This window comes from Nonomuraea sp. H19, from assembly GCF_052068215.1.
GTDB lineage: Bacteria > Actinomycetota > Actinomycetes > Streptosporangiales > Streptosporangiaceae > Nonomuraea.
Genome location: NZ_JBQHCV010000024.1, coordinates 129,046 through 150,108, shown reverse-complemented (window position 1 = coordinate 150,108; position 21,063 = coordinate 129,046). Strand labels below are relative to the sequence as shown.

General features: G+C 71.2%; 28 protein-coding genes. 12 read left to right on the top strand and 16 right to left on the bottom strand.

Features of this window, described 5'->3' with window-relative positions; genetic code table 11:
• The first annotated feature begins 68 nt into the window (after nucleotides 1-68).
• Nucleotides 69-1,148, top strand: a complete 1,080-nt coding sequence (locus ACTMTI_RS41325; RefSeq protein ID WP_441126243.1) for a cytochrome P450 family protein — start codon at nucleotides 69-71, stop codon at nucleotides 1,146-1,148.
• Between the two features lie 28 nt (nucleotides 1,149-1,176).
• Here ACTMTI_RS41325 and ACTMTI_RS41320 read toward each other — a convergent pair whose 3' ends face one another.
• The 4 genes from ACTMTI_RS41320 to ACTMTI_RS41305 are packed head-to-tail and all read right to left on the bottom strand — an operon-like array spanning nucleotide 1,177 to nucleotide 5,142.
• Nucleotides 1,177-2,094 carry a hypothetical protein gene (locus ACTMTI_RS41320; RefSeq protein WP_441126242.1) on the bottom strand — a complete coding sequence of 306 codons (918 nt, stop codon included), beginning with the start codon at nucleotides 2,092-2,094 and terminating at the stop codon, nucleotides 1,177-1,179.
• Nucleotides 2,091-3,164, bottom strand: a complete 1,074-nt coding sequence (locus ACTMTI_RS41315) for a hypothetical protein (protein WP_441126241.1) — start codon at nucleotides 3,162-3,164, stop codon at nucleotides 2,091-2,093. Before ACTMTI_RS41315 ends, ACTMTI_RS41320 begins: the two co-directional genes overlap by 4 nt.
• A complete protein-coding gene (locus tag ACTMTI_RS41310; RefSeq protein ID WP_441126240.1) occupies nucleotides 3,161-3,607 on the bottom strand; it encodes a DUF4188 domain-containing protein in 447 nt (148 codons plus the stop codon). The genes ACTMTI_RS41315 and ACTMTI_RS41310 overlap by 4 nt, the downstream gene beginning before the upstream one ends.
• Nucleotides 3,604-5,142, bottom strand: coding sequence for a phenylacetate--CoA ligase family protein (locus ACTMTI_RS41305; protein ID WP_441126239.1), 1,539 nt, complete (start codon nucleotides 5,140-5,142; stop codon nucleotides 3,604-3,606). The genes ACTMTI_RS41310 and ACTMTI_RS41305 overlap by 4 nt, the downstream gene beginning before the upstream one ends.
• 119 nt (nucleotides 5,143-5,261) lie before the next feature.
• On the opposite strand from ACTMTI_RS41305, the gene ACTMTI_RS41300 reads away from it, so the two are divergent.
• Both ACTMTI_RS41300 and ACTMTI_RS41295 read left to right on the top strand, forming a co-directional pair.
• Entirely contained in the window at nucleotides 5,262-5,663 is a 402-nt protein-coding gene (locus ACTMTI_RS41300) for a helix-turn-helix domain-containing protein (protein WP_441126238.1), read from the top strand.
• Between the two features lie 27 nt (nucleotides 5,664-5,690).
• Nucleotides 5,691-6,041, top strand: a complete 351-nt coding sequence (locus ACTMTI_RS41295; protein WP_441126237.1) for a DUF4180 domain-containing protein — start codon at nucleotides 5,691-5,693, stop codon at nucleotides 6,039-6,041.
• Here ACTMTI_RS41295 and ACTMTI_RS41290 read toward each other — a convergent pair.
• The 3 genes from ACTMTI_RS41290 to ACTMTI_RS41280 form a co-directional block, all read right to left on the bottom strand.
• Nucleotides 6,036-6,836 carry a TetR/AcrR family transcriptional regulator C-terminal domain-containing protein gene (locus tag ACTMTI_RS41290; protein ID WP_441126236.1) on the bottom strand — a complete coding sequence of 267 codons (801 nt, stop codon included), beginning with the start codon at nucleotides 6,834-6,836 and terminating at the stop codon, nucleotides 6,036-6,038. The genes ACTMTI_RS41295 and ACTMTI_RS41290 overlap by 6 nt on opposite strands.
• Nucleotides 6,837-7,018: 182 nt before the next feature.
• Complete coding sequence (locus ACTMTI_RS41285; RefSeq protein ID WP_441126235.1) at nucleotides 7,019-7,645, bottom strand: N-acetyltransferase family protein; 627 nt, start codon at nucleotides 7,643-7,645, stop codon at nucleotides 7,019-7,021.
• Nucleotides 7,642-8,043, bottom strand: a complete 402-nt coding sequence (locus ACTMTI_RS41280) for a MerR family transcriptional regulator (RefSeq protein WP_441126234.1) — start codon at nucleotides 8,041-8,043, stop codon at nucleotides 7,642-7,644. The genes ACTMTI_RS41285 and ACTMTI_RS41280 overlap by 4 nt, the downstream gene beginning before the upstream one ends.
• 55 nt (nucleotides 8,044-8,098) lie before the next feature.
• Between ACTMTI_RS41280 and ACTMTI_RS41275 the strand changes: the two genes are divergently transcribed.
• Complete coding sequence (locus ACTMTI_RS41275) at nucleotides 8,099-9,364, top strand: MFS transporter (RefSeq protein WP_441126233.1); 1,266 nt, start codon at nucleotides 8,099-8,101, stop codon at nucleotides 9,362-9,364.
• On the opposite strand, the gene ACTMTI_RS41270 is transcribed toward ACTMTI_RS41275, so the two are convergent.
• Nucleotides 9,288-9,917: a hemerythrin domain-containing protein gene (locus ACTMTI_RS41270; protein ID WP_441126232.1), complete on the bottom strand. Its 630-nt coding sequence runs from the start codon at nucleotides 9,915-9,917 to the stop codon at nucleotides 9,288-9,290. The genes ACTMTI_RS41275 and ACTMTI_RS41270 overlap by 77 nt on opposite strands.
• Nucleotides 9,918-10,022: 105 nt before the next feature.
• Between ACTMTI_RS41270 and ACTMTI_RS41265 the strand changes: the two genes are divergently transcribed.
• Nucleotides 10,023-10,481 (top strand): MarR family winged helix-turn-helix transcriptional regulator, encoded by a 459-nt coding sequence (locus ACTMTI_RS41265; protein ID WP_441126231.1) that lies wholly within the window; start codon nucleotides 10,023-10,025, stop codon nucleotides 10,479-10,481.
• Nucleotides 10,482-10,559: 78 nt separating this feature from the next.
• Here the strand turns inward: ACTMTI_RS41265 and ACTMTI_RS41260 are convergent, their stop codons facing one another.
• Nucleotides 10,560-11,417, bottom strand: a complete 858-nt coding sequence (locus ACTMTI_RS41260) for an alpha/beta fold hydrolase (RefSeq protein ID WP_441126229.1) — start codon at nucleotides 11,415-11,417, stop codon at nucleotides 10,560-10,562.
• A gap of 129 nt (nucleotides 11,418-11,546) precedes the next feature.
• Here ACTMTI_RS41260 and ACTMTI_RS41255 point away from each other — a divergent pair, with 129 nt between their 5' ends.
• From ACTMTI_RS41255 to ACTMTI_RS41245, 3 genes are all read left to right on the top strand, one after another.
• Nucleotides 11,547-12,002, top strand: coding sequence for a hypothetical protein (locus ACTMTI_RS41255; protein ID WP_441126228.1), 456 nt, complete (start codon nucleotides 11,547-11,549; stop codon nucleotides 12,000-12,002).
• A 39-nt stretch (nucleotides 12,003-12,041) separates the two neighbouring features.
• Nucleotides 12,042-13,019 (top strand): small ribosomal subunit Rsm22 family protein, encoded by a 978-nt coding sequence (locus ACTMTI_RS41250; protein WP_441126227.1) that lies wholly within the window; start codon nucleotides 12,042-12,044, stop codon nucleotides 13,017-13,019.
• A 76-nt stretch (nucleotides 13,020-13,095) separates the two neighbouring features.
• The gene (locus ACTMTI_RS41245) at nucleotides 13,096-13,707 is read left to right on the top strand and encodes a LysE family translocator (RefSeq protein WP_441126226.1); all 612 of its coding nucleotides are present in this window, start codon (nucleotides 13,096-13,098) and stop codon (nucleotides 13,705-13,707) included.
• A gap of 87 nt (nucleotides 13,708-13,794) precedes the next feature.
• Here the strand turns inward: ACTMTI_RS41245 and ACTMTI_RS41240 are convergent, their stop codons facing one another.
• Nucleotides 13,795-14,568: an SDR family oxidoreductase gene (locus tag ACTMTI_RS41240; protein WP_441126225.1), complete on the bottom strand. Its 774-nt coding sequence runs from the start codon at nucleotides 14,566-14,568 to the stop codon at nucleotides 13,795-13,797.
• Nucleotides 14,569-14,647: 79 nt separating this feature from the next.
• On the opposite strand from ACTMTI_RS41240, the gene ACTMTI_RS41235 reads away from it, so the two are divergent.
• The gene (locus ACTMTI_RS41235) at nucleotides 14,648-15,277 is read left to right on the top strand and encodes a TetR/AcrR family transcriptional regulator (RefSeq protein WP_441126224.1); all 630 of its coding nucleotides are present in this window, start codon (nucleotides 14,648-14,650) and stop codon (nucleotides 15,275-15,277) included.
• Nucleotides 15,278-15,517: 240 nt separating this feature from the next.
• Here ACTMTI_RS41235 and ACTMTI_RS41230 read toward each other — a convergent pair whose 3' ends face one another.
• Nucleotides 15,518-16,000: a pyridoxamine 5'-phosphate oxidase family protein gene (locus tag ACTMTI_RS41230; protein WP_441126223.1), complete on the bottom strand. Its 483-nt coding sequence runs from the start codon at nucleotides 15,998-16,000 to the stop codon at nucleotides 15,518-15,520.
• Nucleotides 15,997-16,419: a hypothetical protein gene (locus ACTMTI_RS41225; RefSeq protein WP_441126222.1), complete on the bottom strand. Its 423-nt coding sequence runs from the start codon at nucleotides 16,417-16,419 to the stop codon at nucleotides 15,997-15,999. Before ACTMTI_RS41225 ends, ACTMTI_RS41230 begins: the two co-directional genes overlap by 4 nt.
• Nucleotides 16,420-16,480: 61 nt before the next feature.
• On the opposite strand from ACTMTI_RS41225, the gene ACTMTI_RS41220 reads away from it, so the two are divergent.
• Both ACTMTI_RS41220 and ACTMTI_RS41215 read left to right on the top strand, forming a co-directional pair.
• Entirely contained in the window at nucleotides 16,481-16,930 is a 450-nt protein-coding gene (locus tag ACTMTI_RS41220) for a winged helix-turn-helix transcriptional regulator (RefSeq protein ID WP_441126221.1), read from the top strand.
• Nucleotides 16,931-17,103: 173 nt separating this feature from the next.
• Nucleotides 17,104-17,352, top strand: a complete 249-nt coding sequence (locus tag ACTMTI_RS41215) for a hypothetical protein (protein ID WP_441126220.1) — start codon at nucleotides 17,104-17,106, stop codon at nucleotides 17,350-17,352.
• A 45-nt stretch (nucleotides 17,353-17,397) separates the two neighbouring features.
• Here the strand turns inward: ACTMTI_RS41215 and ACTMTI_RS41210 are convergent, their stop codons facing one another.
• Both ACTMTI_RS41210 and ACTMTI_RS41205 read right to left on the bottom strand, forming a co-directional pair.
• Nucleotides 17,398-17,742 (bottom strand): SRPBCC family protein, encoded by a 345-nt coding sequence (locus ACTMTI_RS41210; protein ID WP_441126294.1) that lies wholly within the window; start codon nucleotides 17,740-17,742, stop codon nucleotides 17,398-17,400.
• Between the two features lie 18 nt (nucleotides 17,743-17,760).
• The gene (locus tag ACTMTI_RS41205) at nucleotides 17,761-18,141 is read right to left on the bottom strand and encodes a nuclear transport factor 2 family protein (RefSeq protein WP_441126293.1); all 381 of its coding nucleotides are present in this window, start codon (nucleotides 18,139-18,141) and stop codon (nucleotides 17,761-17,763) included.
• 88 nt (nucleotides 18,142-18,229) lie between these two features.
• On the opposite strand from ACTMTI_RS41205, the gene ACTMTI_RS41200 reads away from it, so the two are divergent.
• Nucleotides 18,230-19,024, top strand: a complete 795-nt coding sequence (locus ACTMTI_RS41200) for a helix-turn-helix domain-containing protein (RefSeq protein WP_441126219.1) — start codon at nucleotides 18,230-18,232, stop codon at nucleotides 19,022-19,024.
• A gap of 128 nt (nucleotides 19,025-19,152) precedes the next feature.
• Here ACTMTI_RS41200 and ACTMTI_RS41195 read toward each other — a convergent pair whose 3' ends face one another.
• The gene (locus ACTMTI_RS41195; RefSeq protein ID WP_441126218.1) at nucleotides 19,153-19,854 is read right to left on the bottom strand and encodes a response regulator; all 702 of its coding nucleotides are present in this window, start codon (nucleotides 19,852-19,854) and stop codon (nucleotides 19,153-19,155) included.
• A complete protein-coding gene (locus ACTMTI_RS41190) occupies nucleotides 19,851-21,056 on the bottom strand; it encodes a sensor histidine kinase (protein ID WP_441126217.1) in 1,206 nt (401 codons plus the stop codon). The genes ACTMTI_RS41195 and ACTMTI_RS41190 overlap by 4 nt, the downstream gene beginning before the upstream one ends.
• Nucleotides 21,057-21,063 lie beyond the last annotated feature (7 nt).

Here is a 21,063-nt window from a genome sequence, read left to right as displayed (position 1 = left end):
TCGCACGACTCCGCGCAGAACGGCCCGTCTTCCGCACTGCCACCCCGCAAGGCGTAGGAGTCTGGGTGGTGAGCCGCTACGAGGACGTCAAGGCGGCCTGCACCGACCCGCGCCTCAGCAAGGACTTCACGAACAACCCGCACCTGATCAAGGCGAACGAGCTGGAGGGCGGCGACAGCAGCGGCTACGAGGCCGTGGTGCCCCACAACATGCTCTTCGTCGACCCGCCCGACCATGCACGGCTACGCCGGCTGGTGGGCAAGGTGTTCACCGCCGGCCGCGTTCAGGCGCTGCGCCCCCGCATCGAGCAGATCAGCGCCGGCCTCCTCGACAGCGTGGGTGCGGAGTTCGACCTGTTGCGCGACTACGCCGTGCCCCTGCCCGCCATGGTGATCGGCGAGCTGCTCGGCATCCCGGAGAAGGACTGGCCGCGCCTCATCGAATGGTCCAACACCACCATCGAGGGCGCCGCGCTGGACCCCCAGGAGGTCGTGCGGGCCGCCACCGATTTCACCGCCTACCTCGCCGAGCTGTGCGAGGCCAGGCGGGCCGAGCCGGCCGGCGACCTGCTCAGCGCCATGGTGCAGGCCCAGGACGAGGAGGGCGTGCTGAGCCGGAGAGAGCTCGTCGACACCGCGTTCCTGCTCACGGTCGCCGGCCACGAGACGACCGTGCACCTGATCGGCAACGGCATGCTCGCGCTCCTGCGCCACCCGGAGCAGCTCGCCAGGCTCCGCGAAGACCCGGGCTTGCTGCCGGCCGCGATCGAGGAGTTCCTCCGCTTCGACGGGCCGATCAGCACGTCCACCCTCCGGTTCACCAAGGAGCCCGTCACCATCGGCGGCACGGAGATCCCGGAAGGCCAGCTGGTGCTCGTGTCATTCCTGTCCGCCAACCGGGACGCGGCGCAGTTCGCCGGCCCCGATCGTTTCGACGTCACCCGTCCTCCGGGCCAGCACGTCGCCTTCGGCCACGGTGTCCACTACTGCCTCGGCGCCCCGCTGGCCAGGACCGAAGCCGCGGTCGCCTTCGGCCACCTGCTCCAGCGCTTCCCCGGCCTCCGGCTCGCCGTCGCCGAGGAGCAGCTCGCCTGGCGTCCTGGCCTGCTCATGCACGGGCTGACCAGCCTTCCCGTACGGAGCTTCTGAAGAGCCACGGTCCTGGAACAGGGCCGGCTCATGTCCGCGTTCTCGCCGACGGTGGGGCGGGCGTCTTCGGCCGGCCGACGCGGGCCACGTGCTGCAGCGTCGGCGGCTCGGCCACGCCCAGCCGCCGCGCCAGCGCCTCCCGAGTCCCGTCGCAGTCGATGATCTGGCTCAGCGGATGCGTGGTGTAGCCGAGGCGCGACAGGGTGAGCCAGTGCCGCATCAGCACCCGGCCCAGCTCCACCTCCTCACCCACCGCCCCGGCCAGCACCAGCACGTCGCCGTCGTAGTCGAGCAGCCCCCGAGCGGCCCCGGCCAGCAGCCTGGGCAGGCCCAGCGGGCGCAGCGCCGGGTAGAGGGCGAGCGAGGCCCGCAGCCCCAGCGCCTTCGCCCTGCTGAGCGCCAGCGCCCGGTCGGTGAGGCCGTCGAGCAGGTAGCGGCGGTGCCGGCGGGTGAGCCGCAGCCAGGCGGCCAGCTCCCGCGTCACCTCCGGGTCCCCGAACTGGTTCAGGTCCGCCGCGTGCAGCAGGTCCGCGAGGTCCCGGCAGGGCATCCGGCGCATCCCGTCCAGCGCGGAGGCCACCTCGTCGGGCAGGCGTCCCGGGTGGTACTCGCCGCGGTTGGCCGCCCGTGCCCGAACGTCCGCCGTCGTGAAGGGCGTCCGGTACGGCTCCGCCGCGGCGTACAGGAAACCCACGCGAAGCGGCCCCGGGTCCGGGCGGAAGGCGATGCGCAGGCCCGCGTCCGCGCACACGATCAGGCAGCACTCGACGAACGCCCCCAGGCTGAGGCGCAGGTCACGGCCCGTGGGATCGCTGACGGGCAGCGCCCTGGACGGGTCCCAGCCGACCGCGGCCCCGTCACCGGCATAGGTGAGCGTCCACGGCTGGGTGTTGTGCGCGCTGGGGGCGCGCCAGAAGTCGGGCTCGAGCGCCCGCAACTCGTTCACGAAAGATCCTTGGCGTAGAAGGTGTAGCCGTGCAGCGGGCGGCCGCCCATGGCGACGTACTGGGCGGCGGAGCCGGGGTTGGTGCGTTCCACGTACGTGCTGCGCAGTGTGTGGTAGCCGCCCCGGCGCAGCCCGTCGTGCAGCTCGCGGGAGAGCAGCCGCATGTAGCCGTGGCCCTGCTCCCCGGGGACGGTGCCCTTGATGATGAGCACCGCCTCGCGGCGGTAGCGGGAGCGGGTGGCGAGGAGGCGGAGCTGGTGCAGCAGATGCAGGTTGCCGCGAATTTTCGCGATAAATCGCGAAATGTCAGGCAGGCACAGCACAAACGCGATCGGCCGCTCCTCCTTCGTCAGATACAGCAGCAGCGCCTCGTCCAGCAGGTACGCCAGCCCGTCCGTCTGCGCCGCGAGCTGCTCGGCGGAGATCTCGGTGTAGTAGCCGAGCTGCGCGAAGCTGGCGTTGAGCATCTCGCGCAGAATGGGCAGCTGCTCCGCCACGCGCTTCCTGTCGCCCCGGTGCACCCGCAGCCGCTCGGCCTCGATGCGCTTGTCGTCGAAGTCGAACACCGGCTCGCCCGGCACCGGGCAGATCCAGGTGTCGGCCTCGAAGCGGCGGGTGAAGCCGTACGTCTCGTACGCGGCCGGGTAGAAGGGATGATTCCAGGCGCTGTCGATGAAGCCGCGCTCGGCGAAGCCGGCGGTGATGACCCCGCCCGCCTGGTTGGGCAGCAGCGAGACCGGCCCGAACGCGGCCTGCCTGCGCTGAGCGCGCCCGGCCGCGCAGATGCCGTCGAACAGCTCCTCCGCCGCCTCCTCCACGAACTCGGTCAGCCCGAACAGCTGCGTGGCGCCGCCCAGCTTGGCGTCCAGCGCGGCGTCGGTGTGCAGGGTGGTCCGGGCCACGACCTGGCCGCGCCGCCTCAGGACGTACATCGGCACCCCTTGCCGGAACCACGTGCGGACCTGCGCGTGCAGCGGCGGGATGAAGCGCGGCTCGCGCCGGTAGACGCGGTCGGTCAAGGACAGGAAGTCGCGCAGGTCGCGGCGGCTCTCCACGGGCTGCAGGCTCACTTCCGCTTCACCTGCGGGCCCTCGCCGTCCTCCGTCGACAGCGGGGTGAACGTCTCGATGTGGGCCATCGGGCCGCCCTCGGCCCGCCAGATCCCGTTGCTGTAGCCCTCCGGCTCGGCGTTGTAGAGGCGGATGTAGCCGCCGGTGGCGTTCTTCGTGCCGTCCGTCACCCACTGCATGAGCTTGCGGTGGTGCCGGCTGCGGGCGAAGCGCAGCAGCGCGTCGCGGTCCTCGAAGAACGCGAGCGTGCCGAGGGTGTACGGGAACTCCCAGTAGATCTTGTGCCAGCGATAACCGCGCATCCGCTTCATGTCGCGCACCATCCGGAACCACGTCAGCGTGAGCGTCAGAATCGACAGCGGCCCCCGGTAGCGGGTGGCCCCGACGAACATCGCCGTCGCCTGCCCCTGCGCCGGGGCCTTGCTGAAATCGGTGGTTCTCATGCGTCCTTCACCAGGTAGACGTTCTTCATCTTGGTGAGCCCGGCGAACGGTCCCTCGCCCGGCCCGTAGATCTTGACCCGCAGGTCGGCCGCCGTCGGGTCCTCCTTGAGCGACTCGGCGAAGTCGCGCGAGACCGCGCTCAGGTGGGCGACGACGCCCTTGCGGCAGATGGCAGCCAGCTCCTCGCGGTCCACATCGCCGCGCAGCTCGATGTTGATGACCGGGCGGTACTCCAGGCCCGGCAGTTCCTCCAACGACAGGCAGAACCGGTTGATCGCGGCGGCGTACGGATTGCCCTGGTAGAGGCCGTACTCGACGTCCTGCGGATACAGGTTGGCGCCCATGTAGGAGATCGTCGAGTCCTTGCGGCCGAACAGGAACAACAGCGGCAGGTTCAGCCGCTCGTCGGTCCACGCGCGCTCGTACTCCTCGGCGCCGAGGGCCTGCTTGACCTCGGCGAGGGTGTGCAGGCGGGCCTCGTCGCCGACGTTGTAGCGCAGCTTGGGCTGCAGGCAGCTCTTGGTGTTGATGGTGCACAGCAGCTCGCCGGCCGCGTTGACCTCCAGGAACGTCTCCAGCGGGTTGTAATGGAAGATCATCGGAAGCCGCTGCTCGCCCGGGCCCAGCAGCACCTCGCGCAGCCGCTGATCGGTGGCCAGGCGCTTGCGCAGCCAGACGCTGAATCCGCTCTCCGCGCCCATGCCGATGGTCAGGTCGCTGGCGCCGTAGCCGGAGCGCACCTCCTCGAAGCGCTCCTCCAGATAGTCGCGCAGCGCCTCGGTCATGCCCTCACCGCCGACCATGCCGCGGATGCGGTAGTCCCGCCACGGGAACCCGGCCTCGTCGAGCCGGTCGCGCAGGTGCTTGAGAAACGGCGGGTACGCGGCCACCACGTAGTCGTAGCCCGGGCCGAAGTGCTCCAGCGTGTCGGCGATCTTCTCCAGGTCCGGGCCGGTGTTCTTGACCATCGCGACGCGGGCCATGGCGGTGCCCGTGGTGGTGCCGGTGGCCCACGCGCCCATCGAGTACGCGTTGATCACGAACAGCCGCTTGCCGGGGAAGACCAGCTCGATGTACCCGGCGGCGTTGCGGTAGATGCCCTTGAGCTCGCGCGGCCCGCGTACCCAGTTGTACGGCTTGCCGCTCGACCCCGACGACTCGTCCACGATCACGCCCGCCCGGTGCAGCCTGCCCTCCTGGCAGCGGCTCTCCTCGTCGTACGCGCCGGCGTAGTTGTGCTTGGTGGTCTCGGGGAAGTCCGCCAGGCGCCTGGCGTGCTCGGCGCCGTGTCCGCGCAGGAAGTGCCGGTAGGCGGGCACGTCGACGGCGGCGAACTGGCACGCCACCCGGGCGTGCCTGGCCGCCACCCGGTCCAGGGCGGGGTGGTAGGAGCGCGCGACGAGCCGCCAGACGGCGGGATGCGTCGCGCCCAGCCGGTACGCGCCGGTCAGGAACCAGGAGTAGGCCTGGAGCCTGACCCGGCGCCAGCGCTGACGGGGGGTGAGCGGCCCGAGGACGGGACTGAGGCGGGTCATGACAGGTGAGACTAGTCATGCCCAATTGGAGATCACTGAAAGTCCACTTGAACGGCCGGTGCCTGAACCACCGCGTTACTCTCTGATGTTCCCTGACATGCCCTATGATGGGGAGTGTTATGGAGCGATACACCGTGGATCAGGCGGCAGGCTTGCTGGGACTGCACGTCAAGACCGTGCGTAACTACGTGCGGGACGGACGGCTGCCCGCCGTGCGGGTCGGCAAGCGCTACCTGATCGCCAAGGAGGATCTGGCGGCGTTCACCGGCCTGCCCGTCGATCCTCCGGCGGTCCCGCGGCGCGCCGAGGTGTCCAGCATCGTGCAGATCGACGGCATCGGCAGGAACGAGATGGACCGGATCAGCATCATGGTCACCGGAGCCCTCGCGAGCGGCCCCCACGGCCTGCGCGTGGAGTTCGTCTACGACGAGGAACGGGCCCACCTGAAGATCATCGTGCTGGGCGGCCTGGAGGCGAGCGCCCAGGTCCTGAGGATCGTCGACGCGCTGGTGCGGGATTGAATGAGATCATGGACTTGGAGACCGCTCATGCTTGACGACGGCGTTTACGTGTGCGAGCCGGACGGCCCGCTCCTGCGCGAGGACCGCGACGCGCTCGACCTCATCGGCGAGGCCTGGGGGTGCGGCGCGGCCTGGGTCGCCGTGCCCGTCGAGCGGCTCCACGACGACTTCTTCTCCCTGCGCACCCGGGTGGCGGGGGAGATCGTGCAGAAGTTCGTCAACTACCGGCTCGGGCTGGCGATCGTGGGGGACATCTCCCGCTTCGCCGCCGCCAGTTCGGCGCTGCGCGACTGGGTGCACGAGGCGAACCGGGGGCGCGACATATGGTTCGTCCGCGACCTGGCGGAGCTGGCGGCCCGGCGGTCGGCCGGCCTATGAGCCGGGCGCCGGGCCGCCGTCCCGCATCGCCGCCTCGACCCCGTCGAGCAGCACGGACAGGCCGGCACTGAACGCCTGGCCGGCCCGGTGCTCCAGATACGGCTCGCCTTCCCCGGGCCAGTCGTCCGCCGACTCCACCCACGTCACCATGGGGAAGCGGGCGGCGAACCCCGGCGCCACCTCCTCCAGCAGCGACGCGCGCGCCTTCCACCAATCCTCGTCCGACACCCCGGTCTCGGACGGGGCCTGCCGCGACTCCGCGACCGTCCTGGCCGCCCCGCGTACGACGTCGAACAGCAGCGCCACCACCCCGCGCAGCCGGCCCGGCGGCAGTCCGGTCGCCCGCAGGATCTCGACCATCGACTCCAGCAGCGCGAACTCGTTCGGCCCCAGCACCGGCCGGGCCTGCGACACCTGCAGGACCCAGGGATGGCGCAGGTAGAAAGCCCACAGGTGCTCGGCCCACGAGGTGATGGCCGGGCGCCAGCCGCGGCTCAGGTCGTAGTGGGCGGGCAGCTCCGCCAGCGCGCGGTCGTACATGAGGTCGACCAGCTCGTCCTTGCTCTGCACGTACGTGTAGAGCGCCATCCCGGTGCGGCCCAGCCGCTCGCCGACCTTGCGCATGGACAGCGCCGCCATGCCGTCGGCGTCGGCCACGGCGATGGCGGCGTCGACGATCGCGTCCACGCTCAGGCCGGGCTTCGGCCCCGGCCGCGCCGCGCCCGGCTCCGCTCCGCTGCGCCACAGCAGCGCCATCGAACGGCGCGGGTCACCCTGACCGGCGTAGACGACCAATGCGGGACTCTCCTAGCGGACAGAACTCCTTACGGCATAAAGCGTATCAGCGGCCCCGGGCTCATCCGCTCGTCCGGTGGGCGGCCACCGTGGCGAGCGGCTGCCACGCCGCCTCCGGTCGCCCACGAAGGGGTCCAGGACGACGGTCTCCGCGCCGAGCGGGCCCAGTTGCGCGCCGGGTCTCATTCGGCAAGCAGAACCTCGGCGCCCGCAGGCGTGTAACCGGCCGCGAGGAAGGCCCGCACGCTGGCCGCGTTGCCCGGCGCGACCTGTGCCCACACGGGCTCTCGTACGAGGTGGCGGGCCGCTGCGGCCAAGAGCCGGCCCAGGCCGCGGCCTCGGTGGAATGGCTCCACCTCGACCGCGACCTCCCATCGTCCCGCCACGCCCCGTCCCACCGCGAGCAGGCCGCCCCGGCAGGTCCACACGCGCACGGGGTCGCGGTACCTGAGTGCCCGCGCCACCCGCGGATGATCGGTGTCGGTGATCTCGTCCAGGCGGATCGGGGGCGGGCCGTGGCGCGGCGTGGCCAGGCCGAGCAGGTCGACGTTGCCGATCCGGCGTCCGGTTCGCTCCGCCAGGGCCTGCAGGAACGGCGGGCAGAGCGGCGCCGAGAGGTCGTCCGCCGGGAGCCGGTCCCGGATCCAGGCCGGGTCGACGTCGGCGAAGACCACGGAGTGCGCGGTGAACGCGATGACCCCCAGATCGCGGGGCGACGGCTGGGGCAGGACGGTCAGGCCGCCGTCCGCCTCGGGGAACGTGCCGCGCTGCACGTCCGAAAGGAGATCCGCCAGCGTTTCCACGCTCATGCCTCGGCGGTCCGGCTCGTCTCCGCGGCGGCCGGGCTCGCCTCTATCGCGGCCAGGTACGCGTGGATGGCGTCGCGGTTGCGGGACAGGCAGTCGATGCGTTGCTGGATGCGGGCCGCCTCGGCCCTGAGCAGGCCGGCCAGCTCCGGGGTGAGGCAGTCCGGGTGGAGGTGAATCTCGTCGGGTGTGTCGAGGAACGGGATGATACGGCGGATGATCTCCGTGGTGAGCCCTGAGTCGAGCAGTCCCCGGATCTGCTGGACGCGGTAGACCGCCGGCTCCGGGTAGTCGCGGTAGCCGTTCCCGGCCCGGTCGGGATGCAGGAGGTCCTGCTCCTCGTAGTAGCGCAGCATCCGGGTGGGTACGCCGGTCCGCTGGGACAGCTGCCCGATCTTCATGCGCCCTCCTCGGCGACTTGCCTTCACATTGATGTGAATGTTTCAGCATGATCGCATGTCAGATGCGATGATCGCCGGGCGGGTACGCGCGGGGAAGATGCCGTGGCCGGGCCTGCTGGCGTTGTTCACGGCCGCGTTCACGGCGGTGATGACGGAGCTGCTGCCCGCCGGGCTGCTGCCCCAGATGGCCGGGGCCTTGGGTGTGACCGAGGGGCGGGTCGGGTTCCTGGTGACGGCGTACGCGGTGGCGTCGTTCCTGGCCGCGATCCCGGTGACCGCGGCGCTGCGCGGGCTGAGACGGCGGCCGGTGCTGGTCGCGGCGTTGACGGGGTTCGCGGTGCTCAACGGCGTGACCGCGGTGTCGTCGTCGTACGCCGTGACGTTCGGAGCGCGGGTGCTGGCCGGCGTCATGGGGGGAGTGCTGTGGGCGATGCTGGTCGGGTACGCGGCCCGCATGGTCCCGGCCGAGCGGCGGGGGCGGGCGATCGCGATCGTCTCCGCCGGGATCACGGTCGCGTTGTGCGCGGGCATCCCGGCGGGCGCGGCGCTGGCCGGGGCCTTCGGCTGGCGGGCGGCGTTCGGGGGCTTGGCGGTGGTGGCGGTCGTCCTGGTGGGGTGGGTGCTGTGGCAGGTGACGGACTATCCGGGCGAGCCGGCCGCGGTACGCGTGCCGCTGCGACGGGTCGCCGTGATCCCCGGCGTGCGCCCGGTTCTGGGCGTGACGATGCTGGTGCTGGTGGGGCACCAGGCGATGTACACGTACCTGGCGCCGTTGACGGAGCTGTCCGGGCCCGGGCGGACGAGTCTGGTGCTGCTCGTGTTCGGGGCCGGGACGGTGGCCGGGATCTTGATGGTCGGCGCGGTGATCGACCGGCGGCTGCGGGCGACGCTCGTGCTGGCGCTGGCCGCGATGGCGGTCGTGATGCCGATGACGGGCGCGTTCGGCGTTTCGGCGGGCGTGCTGCTGGTGGCGGTGGCGTTGTGGGGGGCGGCGTTCGGGGGAGTGCCGACGCTGCTGCAGACGGCGCTGGTGAACGCGTCGGGACCGGAGCACGCGGATGTGGCGACGTCCATGCAGACCACCGTGTACAACGCCGGGATCGCCGCCGGGTCGCTGGCCGGCGGGGTGGTGCTGGAGAGCGCCGGGGCGGGCGCGCTGCCGTGGACCGCGTTCCCGCTGGTGGCCGTCGCCCTGGGGGTCGTGGTCGCGGCCCGGCGGCGCGCGTTCCCGCCCCGGCCGGGAGCTAGAGGCCGTGCCTGGCCAGGGGTTCGACGAGCTCGTGCTCCTCGTACGACAGGTGCGAAAGCAGGCTGTCGGTGAGCAGGTCCACGGCGGCGCTCAGGTCGTCCAGGCCGGCCGGGTCCGTGACGAACGCGACGAGGGCCCGGTCGACCCGTTCGAGGATCTTGTGGATGGCGTGGTGCTCTTCCGTGAGGCGGTCGAGCACGGGCGCCAGGCCGGGCTCGGCGCGGCGCAGGTGCGGGAAGACCATGGCGTCCTCGGCGGTGTGGTGCATGGTGACGAGCCTGCAGTAGGACTCGCAGTAGGCGCCGAGCGTCCAGTTGTTCTGGCGCATCGTCATGGTGTTGATGTGCGAGCGGGCCGCGTCCGCGTCGAGCGTGCCCGCGGCCACCTGGTCGATCAGGTCGCGTAGCTGGGCGAGCTCGGCGCGCAGGTGATCGTGGACATCGATGAGGTGCCGGCCGTTGGCCTGCTCCCTGGGGGTGTAGCGGCGGGCGGGGTCGGGGCGAGGACCGGTGGGGCGGGTGGTCTCGTCCCACACGCGGACGTCGGTGAGGCGCACGCCGTCATCCGGGGTGGGCACGGCGGCCAGCGCGGCGGCGCGGCGTCCGGTGTGGCCGTGGTCGGGCATGAGAATCTCCTTGGGGCCGCGCCCCGTTAGTTGGCTGTGCGAACAGTTGGCTCTGCGAACGAAAATAGTTCGTTTTGCGAACCACTGTCAACTAGACTCGGTTCCGTGGTCACGACGAGAGAGCCGGTCCTGCGCTTCACCGAGGCGCTCGTCCGCCTGGCGCATCTGGTGCAGCAGGTCTTCGCCGAGGTCAGCCGGGAGCACGAGCTGACGCCGCAGCAGGCCCAGCTGCTCTGCGTGCTCATCGGGGGGCCGGTCGGGATGACCGAGCTGACCCGGGCGCTGCACCTGGAGAAGTCGAGCCTGACCGGGCTGGTCGACCGGGCCGAGAAACGCGGCCTGGTGGCGCGCACGCGGGACGCCCGCGACCGGCGGGCCTGCCGCATCACGCTCACCCGAGACGGCGAACGGGTCGCGAGGGTGGCGCACGACGCGGTGACCGAGCGGCTGGAGGCGCTGGCGGGCGAAATGCCGCAGGAGCACCGGGACCTGCTGGCGTCGGCGATCGGCGGAATCCTGGCCCGGCACCCTTCGCCGACCGCCTGGCCTCACTCAGAGGGGTGACGGACCTCAGCGGACGTCGGCGAGGAACATCTCCGGCGCCACTCAGGAGATGTCGGCGAAGAACGTCTCCAGCGCCCCTCAGGGGATGTCGGCGAGGAACGTCTCCAGCGCCGCCGTCACCTCCGCCGGCCGCTCCAGCGGCGGCAGGTGGCCGGTCTCGGGCAGGTCGAGACGGCGAGCGCCCGGGATGCCCGCCGCGAGCAGCCCGGACACCTCCTGGATGCCGCGCACGTCCGACAGGCCGTTGATCACCAATGTCGGGACGGTGATCTCGGGCAGCCGGCGGGCGGCGGGCGGGGCGAGGAAACGTGCCGTGGACCTGGGGCCGGTCCACATGCGTTCGAACACCAGGCAGCACATCTCCACCGCCGCCTCCCACACCGCGTCGCAGAGCGCCTCGCGGCCGCGCTCGGGGCCCGCGACCTGCCACAGCGTGTGCGCCTCGGCCATCGCCCGCACATCGGCGGGATCCACCCGGCCGGCGGCGCCGGCGCTGTAGCGGGCCAGGCGGTCGGCCGGCACCGAGCCGTGGACCCGCTCGCGGGCCTGCTCCAGCATGTCCTGCGGCCACTGGTGACCGGCCAGGCCCGAGCTGATCAGGGCGAGCCCGGCCACGCGCGAGGGGGCGGCGAGCGCGGCCTCGGTGGCGTACGCGCCGCCCATCGAGGAGCCGACCAGCGCCGCCCGCTCGACCTCCAGCGCGTCCATGACGGCGAGCAGGTCCTCGTGGTGGCACACCTCGCCCTCGGCGTCCCCGGACCGGCCGGATCCGCGCTGGTCGTAGCGGATCACGCGGTAGCGCTCGGACAGGGCCCGGAACTGGTGCTCCCACATGCGCAGGTCGGCCACGCCCGCGTGCAGCAGCACCACCGTGCCCGCCGGCCGCTCCGGCCCGGCCTTCTCGTATGCGATTGGAACCCCGTCGACGATCACCATGGCCCGGAGGCTACCGCCGGATGCGGCCTGGGAGCGGGTGTGTTCGCCGGGGGCACAGCTCCGCGGGGGGAGCCCCATCCCCCGCACGGGGGAGCCGGACCCCGGGCCGCCACGGCAGAGTCGGGTGGCATGAAGATGATGTATGCGGCCATCGGCTGGACGGGTCTGTACGTGGCGTCGAAGATCTCGTACGCCCTCCAGGAACGGCTCGGTGTCACCGGCGGTCCCACGGTCGCGCCCGAGAGCTACCAGGGTTACGGCCCAGGCGACGTGGCGTCGGCCCAGTGGGGCAACTCCGGGGCCGGGGTGCTGATCATGGCGGTCCTGCTGGCCGGGCGGGTGCGGTTCGCGGGGCGGTGGCCGTACCGGATGGTGCTGACGGCGCACTGGCTCTGCACCGGCGTGGCCGCCGTCGGAGCGGTGGGGATGCTCGGCGGGGCGCTGCTGAGCGATCGCGGAGGCGCGGTGTTCGGCGGCTACTGCGCGGTGTGGGCGGTGCTGCTGTTCCTCGCCACGCGCGATCTCCGGCGGCGCGTCACGGCGACACCGGTACCCGTCGCCATGGTTGATAATGTCCACGGTTGATATCGCGGGATGGACGGGGGTTCGAAGGTGAGACCAGCCATGCTGCCCGATGAACTCCGAGCCGCCCTGGACAAGCTCCTGGCCCGTTACTCCCCGCAGGAGCTGTCCCGCTCGGTCGCGCAGCTCACCGAGCGCTACCGCACCGGCCCGTCCCCCGAGGGCGCGCACATCAAAACACCGGCCGACATCGCCGCCTACGCCGCGTACCGCATGCCCGCCACCTACGCCGCCGCCGCGACCGCCATGCGCCAGGCGGCGGCGCAGGCACCGGGCTTCCAGCCGGTCACCCACCTCGACGCCGGCGGCGGTACCGGGGCGGCGATCTGGGCGGCGGGGGAGACCTGGCCGTCCCTGCGGCAGGTCACGGTGATCGAGCACGATCCCGGCATCATCGACCTCGGGCGGCGCCTGGCGCGCACGTCCGAGACCGCCGCCCTGCGCGAGGCGGCCTGGCGGCACGCCTCCATCCGCCCCGGCCTCGACCGGCCTCCGGCCGACCTGGCGACCATGTCGTACGCGCTGGGCGAGCTTCCCGAAGAAGACCGCCCGCGCGTCGTACGCTGGCTCGCGACGGGCGCCGCCATGGTGATCATCATCGAGCCCGGCACCCCGGTCGGCTATGCCGCCATCGCCGCGGCCAGGGAGGTGCTGGCCGAGCAGGGGATGACCATCGTCGCCCCCTGCCCGCACGACGGCCGGTGCCCGATCCAGCCCGGACGCGACTGGTGTCACTTCTCCGTCCGCCTGCCCAGGAGTCCCCTGCACCGCCAGATCAAGGCGGGCACGCTCAGCTTCGAGGACGAGAAGTTCTCCTACGTCGCCGCGACGGCCGAGCAGTGGCCGCGGGCCGCCGCCCGGGTGCTGCGCCATCCGCAGAAACGCAAGGGCGTGGTGTCCCTGCGCCTGTGCACCGACGCGAACGAGCTCCGCGATGTGATCGTCTCCAAGCGGCAGGGCGACCTCTACCGGGAGGCCAGGGACGTCGGCTGGGGTGACGCCTGGCCCCGTACCGACTAAAATAAACAAAGATTGACATAGAAGGCGGGGAGTGGTTGGGTGCAGGCACCACCCGCCTTGAGGAAGGCCGCCGCCTGTGAGCATCGAGTTCCTGCTGACCTCGCTCGTCATCATCGTCACCCCCGGCACCGGCGTGCTCTACACGCTGGCGGCCGGCCTGTCGCGCGGCGGGCGGGCGAGCGTCGTGGCGGCGTTCGGCTGCACCCTCGGCATCGTGCCGCACATGGCGGCGGCCGTCACCGGCCTGGCGGCGCTGCTGCACACCAGCGCCGTCGCCTTCCAGGTGCTGAAGTACGCGGGCGTGGCGTACTTGCTCTACATGGCCTGGTCCACCCTGCGGGAGCGGGGCGCGCTGAGCGTGGAGCAGGAGGCCGCCCCGCGCCCGGCGGCCAAGGTGATCGCCGACGGAGTGCTGATCAACATACTCAACCCGAAGCTGTCGATCTTCTTCTTCGCCTTCCTGCCGCAGTTCGTGAGCACCGGCGAGCCCGCCGCGCTGGCCCGCATGCTGGAGCTGAGCGCCGTGTTCATGCTGCTGACGTTCGTGGTCTTCGCCGGGTACGGCCTGTTCGCCGCCGCGGTCAGAAACCACGTGATCTCCCGGCCCAAGGTGCTGACCTGGATGCGACGCGGGTTCGGCGCCGCGTTCGCCGCGCTCGGCGTCAAGCTCGCCCTGACCCAGCAATAGTGCTTCCCGGCTCGCCGGGCACGCCCCTCGTCGCTCCCGCCGCCGCTGCCGAACGCGGCGCGGCGCCGCTCCTGACGGGAAGGGGAGTCACAGTCCGGCGCCGCCGGTCGCGTCGATCACCCTGCCGGTCACCCAGCGGCCGTCGTCGGAGGCGAGGAAGGCCACGATGCCGGCGATGTCATCGGGCCGCCCGACCCGGCCCAGCGCGGCCAGCGACGCGGCGTGCGCCTCGGCCTCCGGGTTGCCGCGCAGCCATCCCGCGTTGATGTCGGTGTCGACGATCCCCGGCGCCACCGAGTTCGCCGTGATGCGCCGCGGGCCCAGTTCCTTGGCCAGGTTGAGGGTGAAGGTGTCCAAGGCTCCCTTGGTGGAGCCGTAGGCGATGCCCTCCGGCATCGCGAGGCGGGCCGCGCCGCTGGAGATGTTGATGATCCGTCCGCCGTCGCGCAATCTCGGCAGCCCCTCCCGCACGATGAAGAACGGCGCCCGGACGTTCACCGCGAAGACCTCGTCGAATTCCTCCTCGGTGAGCGAGGCCAGGTTCGAGCTACGCGCGATCCCGGCGTTGTTGACGATGATGTCGACGCCTCCGCCGGGCGCGTGCCGTTCGATCCGCGCGTCGAAGGCGGCCCAGAGCGCGGCCGCGTCGCCGTGGGCGCCGAGTTCGGCCCGTAGTGCGAAGGCGCGCCCGCCGTCCTTGTGGATCCGCGTGACGACCTCGTCCGCCGCGGCCTCGTCGCGGGCGAACGCGACGGCCACGACGGCCCCGTCCCGGCCGAGCCGCTCGGCGATGCCCCGGCCGATCCCCCGGCTCCCGCCGGTGACCAGCGCGACCTTGCCTTCCAGTGCATACGCTCCCATGACTGCCCTCCATTTGTTGAGTGATCCCTCAACAAGTACGGTAGCACGACTTTTTGAGTGAACGCTCTACAATGTGAGCATGAGCAAGACAGGTGCGGCACGAGGACGTCCGCGGGTGTTCGACCGCGACGCGGCCCTCGCCGAGGCCATGCGGCTGTTCTGGGAGCGCGGCTACGAGGCGACCTCGGTCAGCGAGCTCACCGAGGCGATGGGCATCAGGCCGGGCAGCCTGTACGCCGCCTTCGGCGACAAGGGGTCGCTGTTCAAGGAGGTGGTGCACGCCTACGGGCGCTCACCTGTCGGCGCGTTCGTCGGCGTGGCGCTCCAGGAGGAGCCCACGGCGTACGGGGCTTTCGCCCGCATCCTGCGCGAGGCCGCGGCGATCTTCCCCGACCCCTCCCACCCGGCCGGCTGCCTGACCATCAGCGCGGCCACCAACGTCACCGTCCAGGACGCCGGGATAGCGGCGTTCCTGCGCGACCTCCGCAACAGCAACCTCACGGTCTTCCAGGAACGCCTGCGCGCCGCGCAGCGGGAAGGCGAGTTGCCCGCCGACGCCGACCCGGATGCGCTGGCCGGCTACTTCGCCGTCGTCTTCCAAGGGATGTCACAGCGTGCCCGGGACGGAGCCGGCGCGGCCGAGCTGGCCAAGATCGCCGAGCTGGCCCTGACCACATGGCCGCGCCGTGAGCCGGCCCCGCCACGTTGACGAACAGCCCCAAGCGGGCGCGCACCGATCACCACGCCGTACCTACGGCTGCCCACGCGTCGGCTCCAGCCGCGTGCCTCGCCGAGGGTGTGGGCGGTGGCGCGGGCCGGCGCCGGTCAGGGGTTGGTGAGTCGGCGTGCCGGCGCCGGTCGCATCGTCCGAAGTCTCGCCGTGCCTCGATCGGCAACCGCAGCTGCGTCCAGTCGGCAAGTGGCAGGGCCGCTCACACCGTGGCCGACGTCACGCCTCTGGCGCTGTCCAGATCCGGCTGCGCAGGTCCATGCCGCGGATCACCTGAATGCGCCAGGGGTCTAGGCGAAGGACATGCAGCTTGTGGTCGGCGGGCGATCGCCAGAAGTTGCCGAGGTCGTAGCCGGCCCCGCGCGGGCTGGTGGCGCGGTAGAGGTCCCAGACGTGCCGCTTGACGTCCAGCTCTTCGGTCCAGGTGGCCACGGCCTCGATGGCGACGGAGTTGTTGCCCGGTTTCCAGTAGGAGAAGGAGGTGTGCGGGTTACCGGCCAGGTGGGCTGCCTTGACGGGGGTCTTGTAGGTGGCCAGCCAGCCGCGTGGCTGCCCGTCCACGGTTTCCCAGACGGGGATGAGGACGCGGGTGCGGGGGCGGTTCTTGGCGTCGATGGTGACCATGGTGGCGTACACGGTGGCGCCGACGAAGGCGTTGAACTCGCTCTCGATCTCGGCGAAGGACGTGGCTGTGACGGTCATTGGTTTTGCTCCTTGCGCAGTCCGAAGGCGCTGATGACAGCGGCCAGGACCGCGGCGGCGATGGGGACGGCCAGGGCGGCGCGATAGCCGCCGAGCAGGTCGGCTGCGCTGCCGCCGGCCGTGGTGGCGACGATGACGGCGGTGCCGGCGGCGAGCCCGAGGGCGGCGCCGAACTGAAAGGAGGTGTAGAGCAGTCCACCGGCCATGAATCCGCCGTAGCCCAGGACGTAGGCGCTGATCACCCACTGCAGTTCGCCGGTGGACAGGCCGAGGTCGGTGCGGATGGCGGGCAGCGCCACGTTGAGCATGGCGACGTTGATGCCCTCCAGGAAGATCGCCCCGCACAGGACGAGCAGCATGCCCCAGGACCGTGGCGTCAGGCGTAGCGACGGCGCCGGGGATTGAACGGTGGTGGACACGGGAACTCTCTCTCATGGTTCCGTTTGGTAACGAGGGAATCTTGCGTCACCCTGGGGAGCCATGGAAGACGGCACTTCAAAGGCACTGGGTTACTGCACGGGAACCGAGGACGACCAGGCCAGGCAGTGGGATGTTCGGGCGGACTGCGATGTGAGGCACATCCTCGACCGCGTCGCAGACAAGTGGTCGCTGTTGGTGATCGCCCTCCTTGACCGGCGGACGATGCGGTTTTCCGAACTGCGCCGTACCGTCGACGGCGTGAGCCAGCGGATGCTCACGGTCACGCTGCGCCAGTTGGAGCGGGACGGGCTTGTCAGGCGGACTGTCTACCCGGTGGTGCCGCCCCGGGTGGACTACGAGCTGACCGCGCTCGGTATCTCGCTGCACGAGGTGATCAAATCGTTGGTGATCTGGACTGAGGAACACCAGCAGGAGATTTCTGCCGCTCGCTCCACATATGACCAAAAGGCCGCGGAGGAAGAGCGCCAACTCCAGGCCACGGCCGGGTGACGCCGAAGCGCTGAGCCGGACCTGCCTGATCAAGAACCCGATGGAGCGCAACCTGGTGGCGAAGTTCGAAGGACCCGCCCCGCCGTGATCCTCAGGCGCGGTGTCCTGTCTCGTTGCGGCGTTGTCCTGTGTGACTGGGACAGCGCCTCAACCGGCCAGCCCGAGTGGACCTGGTGACAGTCGAGGTCCACTGCCGCCGGTTCGGGTACGGCCGTGACGCCTACCTCGACTTCGCCGACACGTACGGCTGGGACATCACCAAGGGGAGCGGCTACCCGGTGTTGCGGGATTTTCGGGAGCTACGAATGATCTCCACGAACGCGCGGAAATCCACGCATTCTCCAGACAAGGCGGCCGAGGTGATCAGGCGGGTCATCGCGCCACGCAACAACGACGATGACCTTCAATGGAGCATCCTGTGACCGGAGAAGGTGCGGCCGCGATTCGGCCGCCCGCCTCCTGGTAGATCAACCATCGGCAACGATTCGGGACACGCGGTGTAGGTGGTGGATCTGTGGGTTGGGCGGGTGCCGGTCGAGGTGAAAGACCCGATCACTGACCGGGAAGAGGCGGTCGGGGAACAACCGGCCATTCCAGCGCAGTTCGGATCCCGGGACAGCGGCCAGCACGGTCGGCCGGAAGGTCATCGCTCGCCCGGCGGCCGGGAACATCCTCAGCGTGAGTCTGCTGCCGACCGCCAGGCGACCGGACGCCTCACAGATGAACGGATTCCAGGCCCGATAGCCATCGAAATCAGCCAGGGCGGACCAGACCGCCATCGCCGGCGCATCGATCTCGATCGAGGTGGATATCTGCTTTATACCGCCCGGTCAGAACATTCCGTGGGGAACTTGTGCGGCTTCCGGCACCGGCTGGACCACATCCCAGTGCTCGACGATCTGCCCGTCGATCAGCCGCCAGATGTCGACGACGGCGACGCCGCGCGGATCGTCGTCCGTGGCCATGTGGTAATGCATCATCACATGATCGTCGTCGGCTATGACCCGTTTGAGGTCGAGCCGGGCGCGGGCCACCGGAGCCTCGGCGATGAACGCGATGAACGCCTCCCGCCCCGAGGGGTTTCCCGGGCTGTGTTCGATGAAGTCCTCGTGCAGAAGCGTGCGGAGCACGTCGATGTTCCCCGCCGCGAACTGGGTGAAGCCGTGGAGAACCAGTTGCTTGTTGCTTGCGGCTTTGCTGCTTTCGCTCATGGGGCCCACCGTCGCAGCGGCTGCCCAGCCCTGTCGATTACATGCCATGTAATCGCGATGATCGAGGAGGTGGGGCCATAATCGCCGCATGATGCACGACCGGCCGGTCGGTGAGCTGCTGCGCGAGTGGCGGCACCGTAGAGGGCTCAGCCAGCTCGATCTGGCGATCCAGGCGGAGGTGTCCACCCGGCACGTCAGCTTCGTGGAGACGGGACGGACCGTTCCCAGCAGCGCGATGGTGTTGCGCCTGGCCGAGCATCTGGGCATCCCGCTACGGGAACGCAACCGCCTGCTGGTCGCGGCCGGGCACGCGCCCATCATCCGCGAGCGGCCGCTGGGAGATCCGCACCTGGCGTCGGCGCGGAATGTCCTGGAGCAGATCCTGCGGGGGCACGAACCGTATCCGGCGCTCGCCGTGGACCGTCGCTGGAACCTGCTGTTCGCCAACACCGCGATCGACGTCTTCCTGGAGGGCGTGGAGGCGTCATTGCTGCGGCCGCCGGTCAACATGATGCGGCTGGGCCTGCATCCGGGCGGGTTCGCGCCGCGGCTGCGCAACCTCGGGCAGGTCCGCGCGTACCTGCTGCCCCGGCTCGCCCGCCAGGTGGCGCACACCGGTGATCCGGAGCTGAGCGCGCTGTATGAGGAACTGCTGTCCTACGGCCCCGACGGTGATCCGCCGCCGCCCGATCCCGCCGACATCGCCCTGCCCATCCGCATCAGCCATCTCGGAGCGGAGCTGTGTTTCTTCAACACCGTCACGACGTTCGGCGCCGCCTTCGACGTCACGCTGGAAGAGATCGCCGTCGAGGCGTACTTTCCCGCCGATGACCACACCGCCCGCTTCTTCCGGACAGGAGCCGCAGCGCCCTCGGAAAGATAGTCCCAGGCACGCCTCCGCCATCTTCAGGGGTCTGCCGTTTGGCTGGTCCGCCGGGCTGCGGTCTCGTTGATCGTGTCGAGGACGTGTTGCCCCTGTGGATGAGGATCAGCGGCCTCGTCGAGCCCCGGCTATGGCCTGGAGCGCGGCAGCGGGCCGGTCACCGTAGACCCGTCGTCTTCGCCCGGCTGGACCAGGCCGCTCTCATACGCGAGATGCACGAGCTGGGCACGGTCGCGCGCCCCCAGCTTGGTCAGCAGCCGGCTGACATACGTGCGGGTGGTGGCCGGGCTGAGAAACAGGCGCCGGGAGATCTCGTCGTTGGAGCGCCCGGCGGCGATCTCGGCGAGCAGCTCTCGCTCGCGCTCGGTGAGCTCCGCCGGCAGCCGCCCCCGAGGCGGATGATGCCGGTCGGCGACGGCCGCCAGCACACGCTGGGTGACCGAGGGCGACAGCAGCGCCTCGCCGCCCGCCACCGTGCGCACCGCCGCGCGCAGCTCGTCCGGGGCGGCGTTCTTCAGCAGGAACCCCGACGAGCCCGCGCGGATGGCGTCGAAAAGGTGCGCGTCGGTGTCGAAGGTGGTGAGCACGACGACCCGCACATCACGCAGCCGCTCGTCGGCCACGATCCGCCGGGTCGCCTCGATCCCGTCGACCCCCGGCATGCGAATGTCCATGAGCACGACGTCAGGCCGCTCGGCGACCGCGAGCGCGTATCCCGCCAAGCCGTCCGCGGCCTCGCCGACGACGGTGATGTCCGCCGCCCGCTCCAGCAGCGCCCGCAGCCCCGCGCGCATCAGCTCCTGATCGTCGACCAGCGCGACCCGGATCATCGCGGCGCCTTCAGCGGCAGCGACGCCTCGACGCGGAACCCGGCCCCCGGCCGCGAGCTCACCGCCAGGTGGCCGCCCATCAGCGCGGCCCGCTCCCGCATTCCGGCCAGCCCGCGCCCGACCGGCTCGCGAGGCAGGTCGGCGCCGCGCCCGTCGTCGGTGACGGTGATGCCGAGCCGGTCGCGCTCGTAGCGCAGGCAGACCTCGGCCTTGGTCGCCTGGGCGTGCCGCAGGCAGTTGGTCAGCGACTCCTGCACGATCCGGCAGGCCGTGGCGTCCACGACCACGGGCAGGGACACCGGCTCCCCTTCGGTGCTGAGATGGACCGCCAACCCGCTGCCGGCGGTCGCCGCCACGAGCGCGTCCAGGTGGCGCAGGCTGGCCGTGGGCGCACGGCCGGCGCCCTGTTCGTCGTCCCTGAGCAGCCCGAGCGTGCCGCGCAGCTCGCGGATGGCGTCGTCGCCGGCCCGCCGGATGATCGTCAGCGCCGAGCGGGCCGCGGCCTGGTCGTCGTCGAGGGCCTCCCTGGCCACGTCGGCCTGGACGGAGATCACCGCGATCGTGTGGCCCAGCACGTCGTGCAGGTCCCGCGCGATCCGCAGCCGCTCCTCCTCCACTCGCCGCCGGGCCTCGCGCTCGCGCTCTGCCGCGGCCCGCGCGATCGTACGGCGCTGCTCGGCACGCAGCAGCCGGGTTGCCCGCACGGCCGCGCCGAGCGCGATCGCGGCCACCATCAACCCGATCGTGGACGACAGCTCGAACCCCAGCAGGTATTCCGGGTCATCGCCCTCGCGCAGCCGGAACATGGTGCTCACCAGCACGAGGGCCCCCGCCACCGTCGCGGCGACCACGAGGCTGCCCGCCTCGGCCGCGGAGTAGAGTGCGGCCGCCACCGGCAGGGCCAGCCCGATCGGCGGGTAGCCGGCGGCGTGGTAGGCGATCAGGCCGACCGCGGTCGCCGCCAGCGCCAGCACGGGAAAGCGCCGCCGTACGAGCATGAGCGCGCCCAGCCCGGCCGCGAACACGTATGCCACCAGGCCGGGACCGCGCGTGCCGCCGAGATCCATCGCGACGGCCACGGCGACCACGGCCGATACGGCCGCGCCCAGCGCCGCGTCGCCGAGCAGTTGACGGTTGCCTGCCTGCACGAACCCGAGGATAGCCAGGCCGGCCGACAGCCCGCAGTCGTCCGATGTTGACACCGGCTGT

What these genes read in the sequence shown, in the direction of transcription:
- ACTMTI_RS41220 (WP_441126221.1), top strand. Translation starts at nt 16,481, where the DNA reads ATGGAAGACGGCACTTCAAAGGCACTGGGTTACTGCACGGGAACCGAG.
- ACTMTI_RS41240 (WP_441126225.1), bottom strand. Translation starts at nt 14,568, where the DNA reads ATGGGAGCGTATGCACTGGAAGGCAAGGTCGCGCTGGTCACCGGCGGG.
- ACTMTI_RS41205 (WP_441126293.1), bottom strand. Translation starts at nt 18,141, where the DNA reads ATGAGCGAAAGCAGCAAAGCCGCAAGCAACAAGCAACTGGTTCTCCAC.
- ACTMTI_RS41270 (WP_441126232.1), bottom strand. Translation starts at nt 9,917, where the DNA reads ATGCCCGACCACGGCCACACCGGACGCCGCGCCGCCGCGCTGGCCGCC.
- ACTMTI_RS41300 (WP_441126238.1), top strand. Translation starts at nt 5,262, where the DNA reads ATGGAGCGATACACCGTGGATCAGGCGGCAGGCTTGCTGGGACTGCAC.
- ACTMTI_RS41250 (WP_441126227.1), top strand. Translation starts at nt 12,042, where the DNA reads ATGCTGCCCGATGAACTCCGAGCCGCCCTGGACAAGCTCCTGGCCCGT.
- ACTMTI_RS41295 (WP_441126237.1), top strand. Translation starts at nt 5,691, where the DNA reads ATGCTTGACGACGGCGTTTACGTGTGCGAGCCGGACGGCCCGCTCCTG.
- ACTMTI_RS41260 (WP_441126229.1), bottom strand. Translation starts at nt 11,417, where the DNA reads ATGGTGATCGTCGACGGGGTTCCAATCGCATACGAGAAGGCCGGGCCG.
- ACTMTI_RS41255 (WP_441126228.1), top strand. Translation starts at nt 11,547, where the DNA reads ATGAAGATGATGTATGCGGCCATCGGCTGGACGGGTCTGTACGTGGCG.
- ACTMTI_RS41230 (WP_441126223.1), bottom strand. Translation starts at nt 16,000, where the DNA reads ATGACCGTCACAGCCACGTCCTTCGCCGAGATCGAGAGCGAGTTCAAC.
- ACTMTI_RS41235 (WP_441126224.1), top strand. Translation starts at nt 14,648, where the DNA reads ATGAGCAAGACAGGTGCGGCACGAGGACGTCCGCGGGTGTTCGACCGC.
- ACTMTI_RS41275 (WP_441126233.1), top strand. Translation starts at nt 8,099, where the DNA reads ATGTCAGATGCGATGATCGCCGGGCGGGTACGCGCGGGGAAGATGCCG.
- ACTMTI_RS41200 (WP_441126219.1), top strand. Translation starts at nt 18,230, where the DNA reads ATGATGCACGACCGGCCGGTCGGTGAGCTGCTGCGCGAGTGGCGGCAC.
- ACTMTI_RS41310 (WP_441126240.1), bottom strand. Translation starts at nt 3,607, where the DNA reads ATGAGAACCACCGATTTCAGCAAGGCCCCGGCGCAGGGGCAGGCGACG.
- ACTMTI_RS41280 (WP_441126234.1), bottom strand. Translation starts at nt 8,043, where the DNA reads ATGAAGATCGGGCAGCTGTCCCAGCGGACCGGCGTACCCACCCGGATG.
- ACTMTI_RS41305 (WP_441126239.1), bottom strand. Translation starts at nt 5,142, where the DNA reads ATGACCCGCCTCAGTCCCGTCCTCGGGCCGCTCACCCCCCGTCAGCGC.
- ACTMTI_RS41195 (WP_441126218.1), bottom strand. Translation starts at nt 19,854, where the DNA reads ATGATCCGGGTCGCGCTGGTCGACGATCAGGAGCTGATGCGCGCGGGG.
- ACTMTI_RS41285 (WP_441126235.1), bottom strand. Translation starts at nt 7,645, where the DNA reads ATGAGCGTGGAAACGCTGGCGGATCTCCTTTCGGACGTGCAGCGCGGC.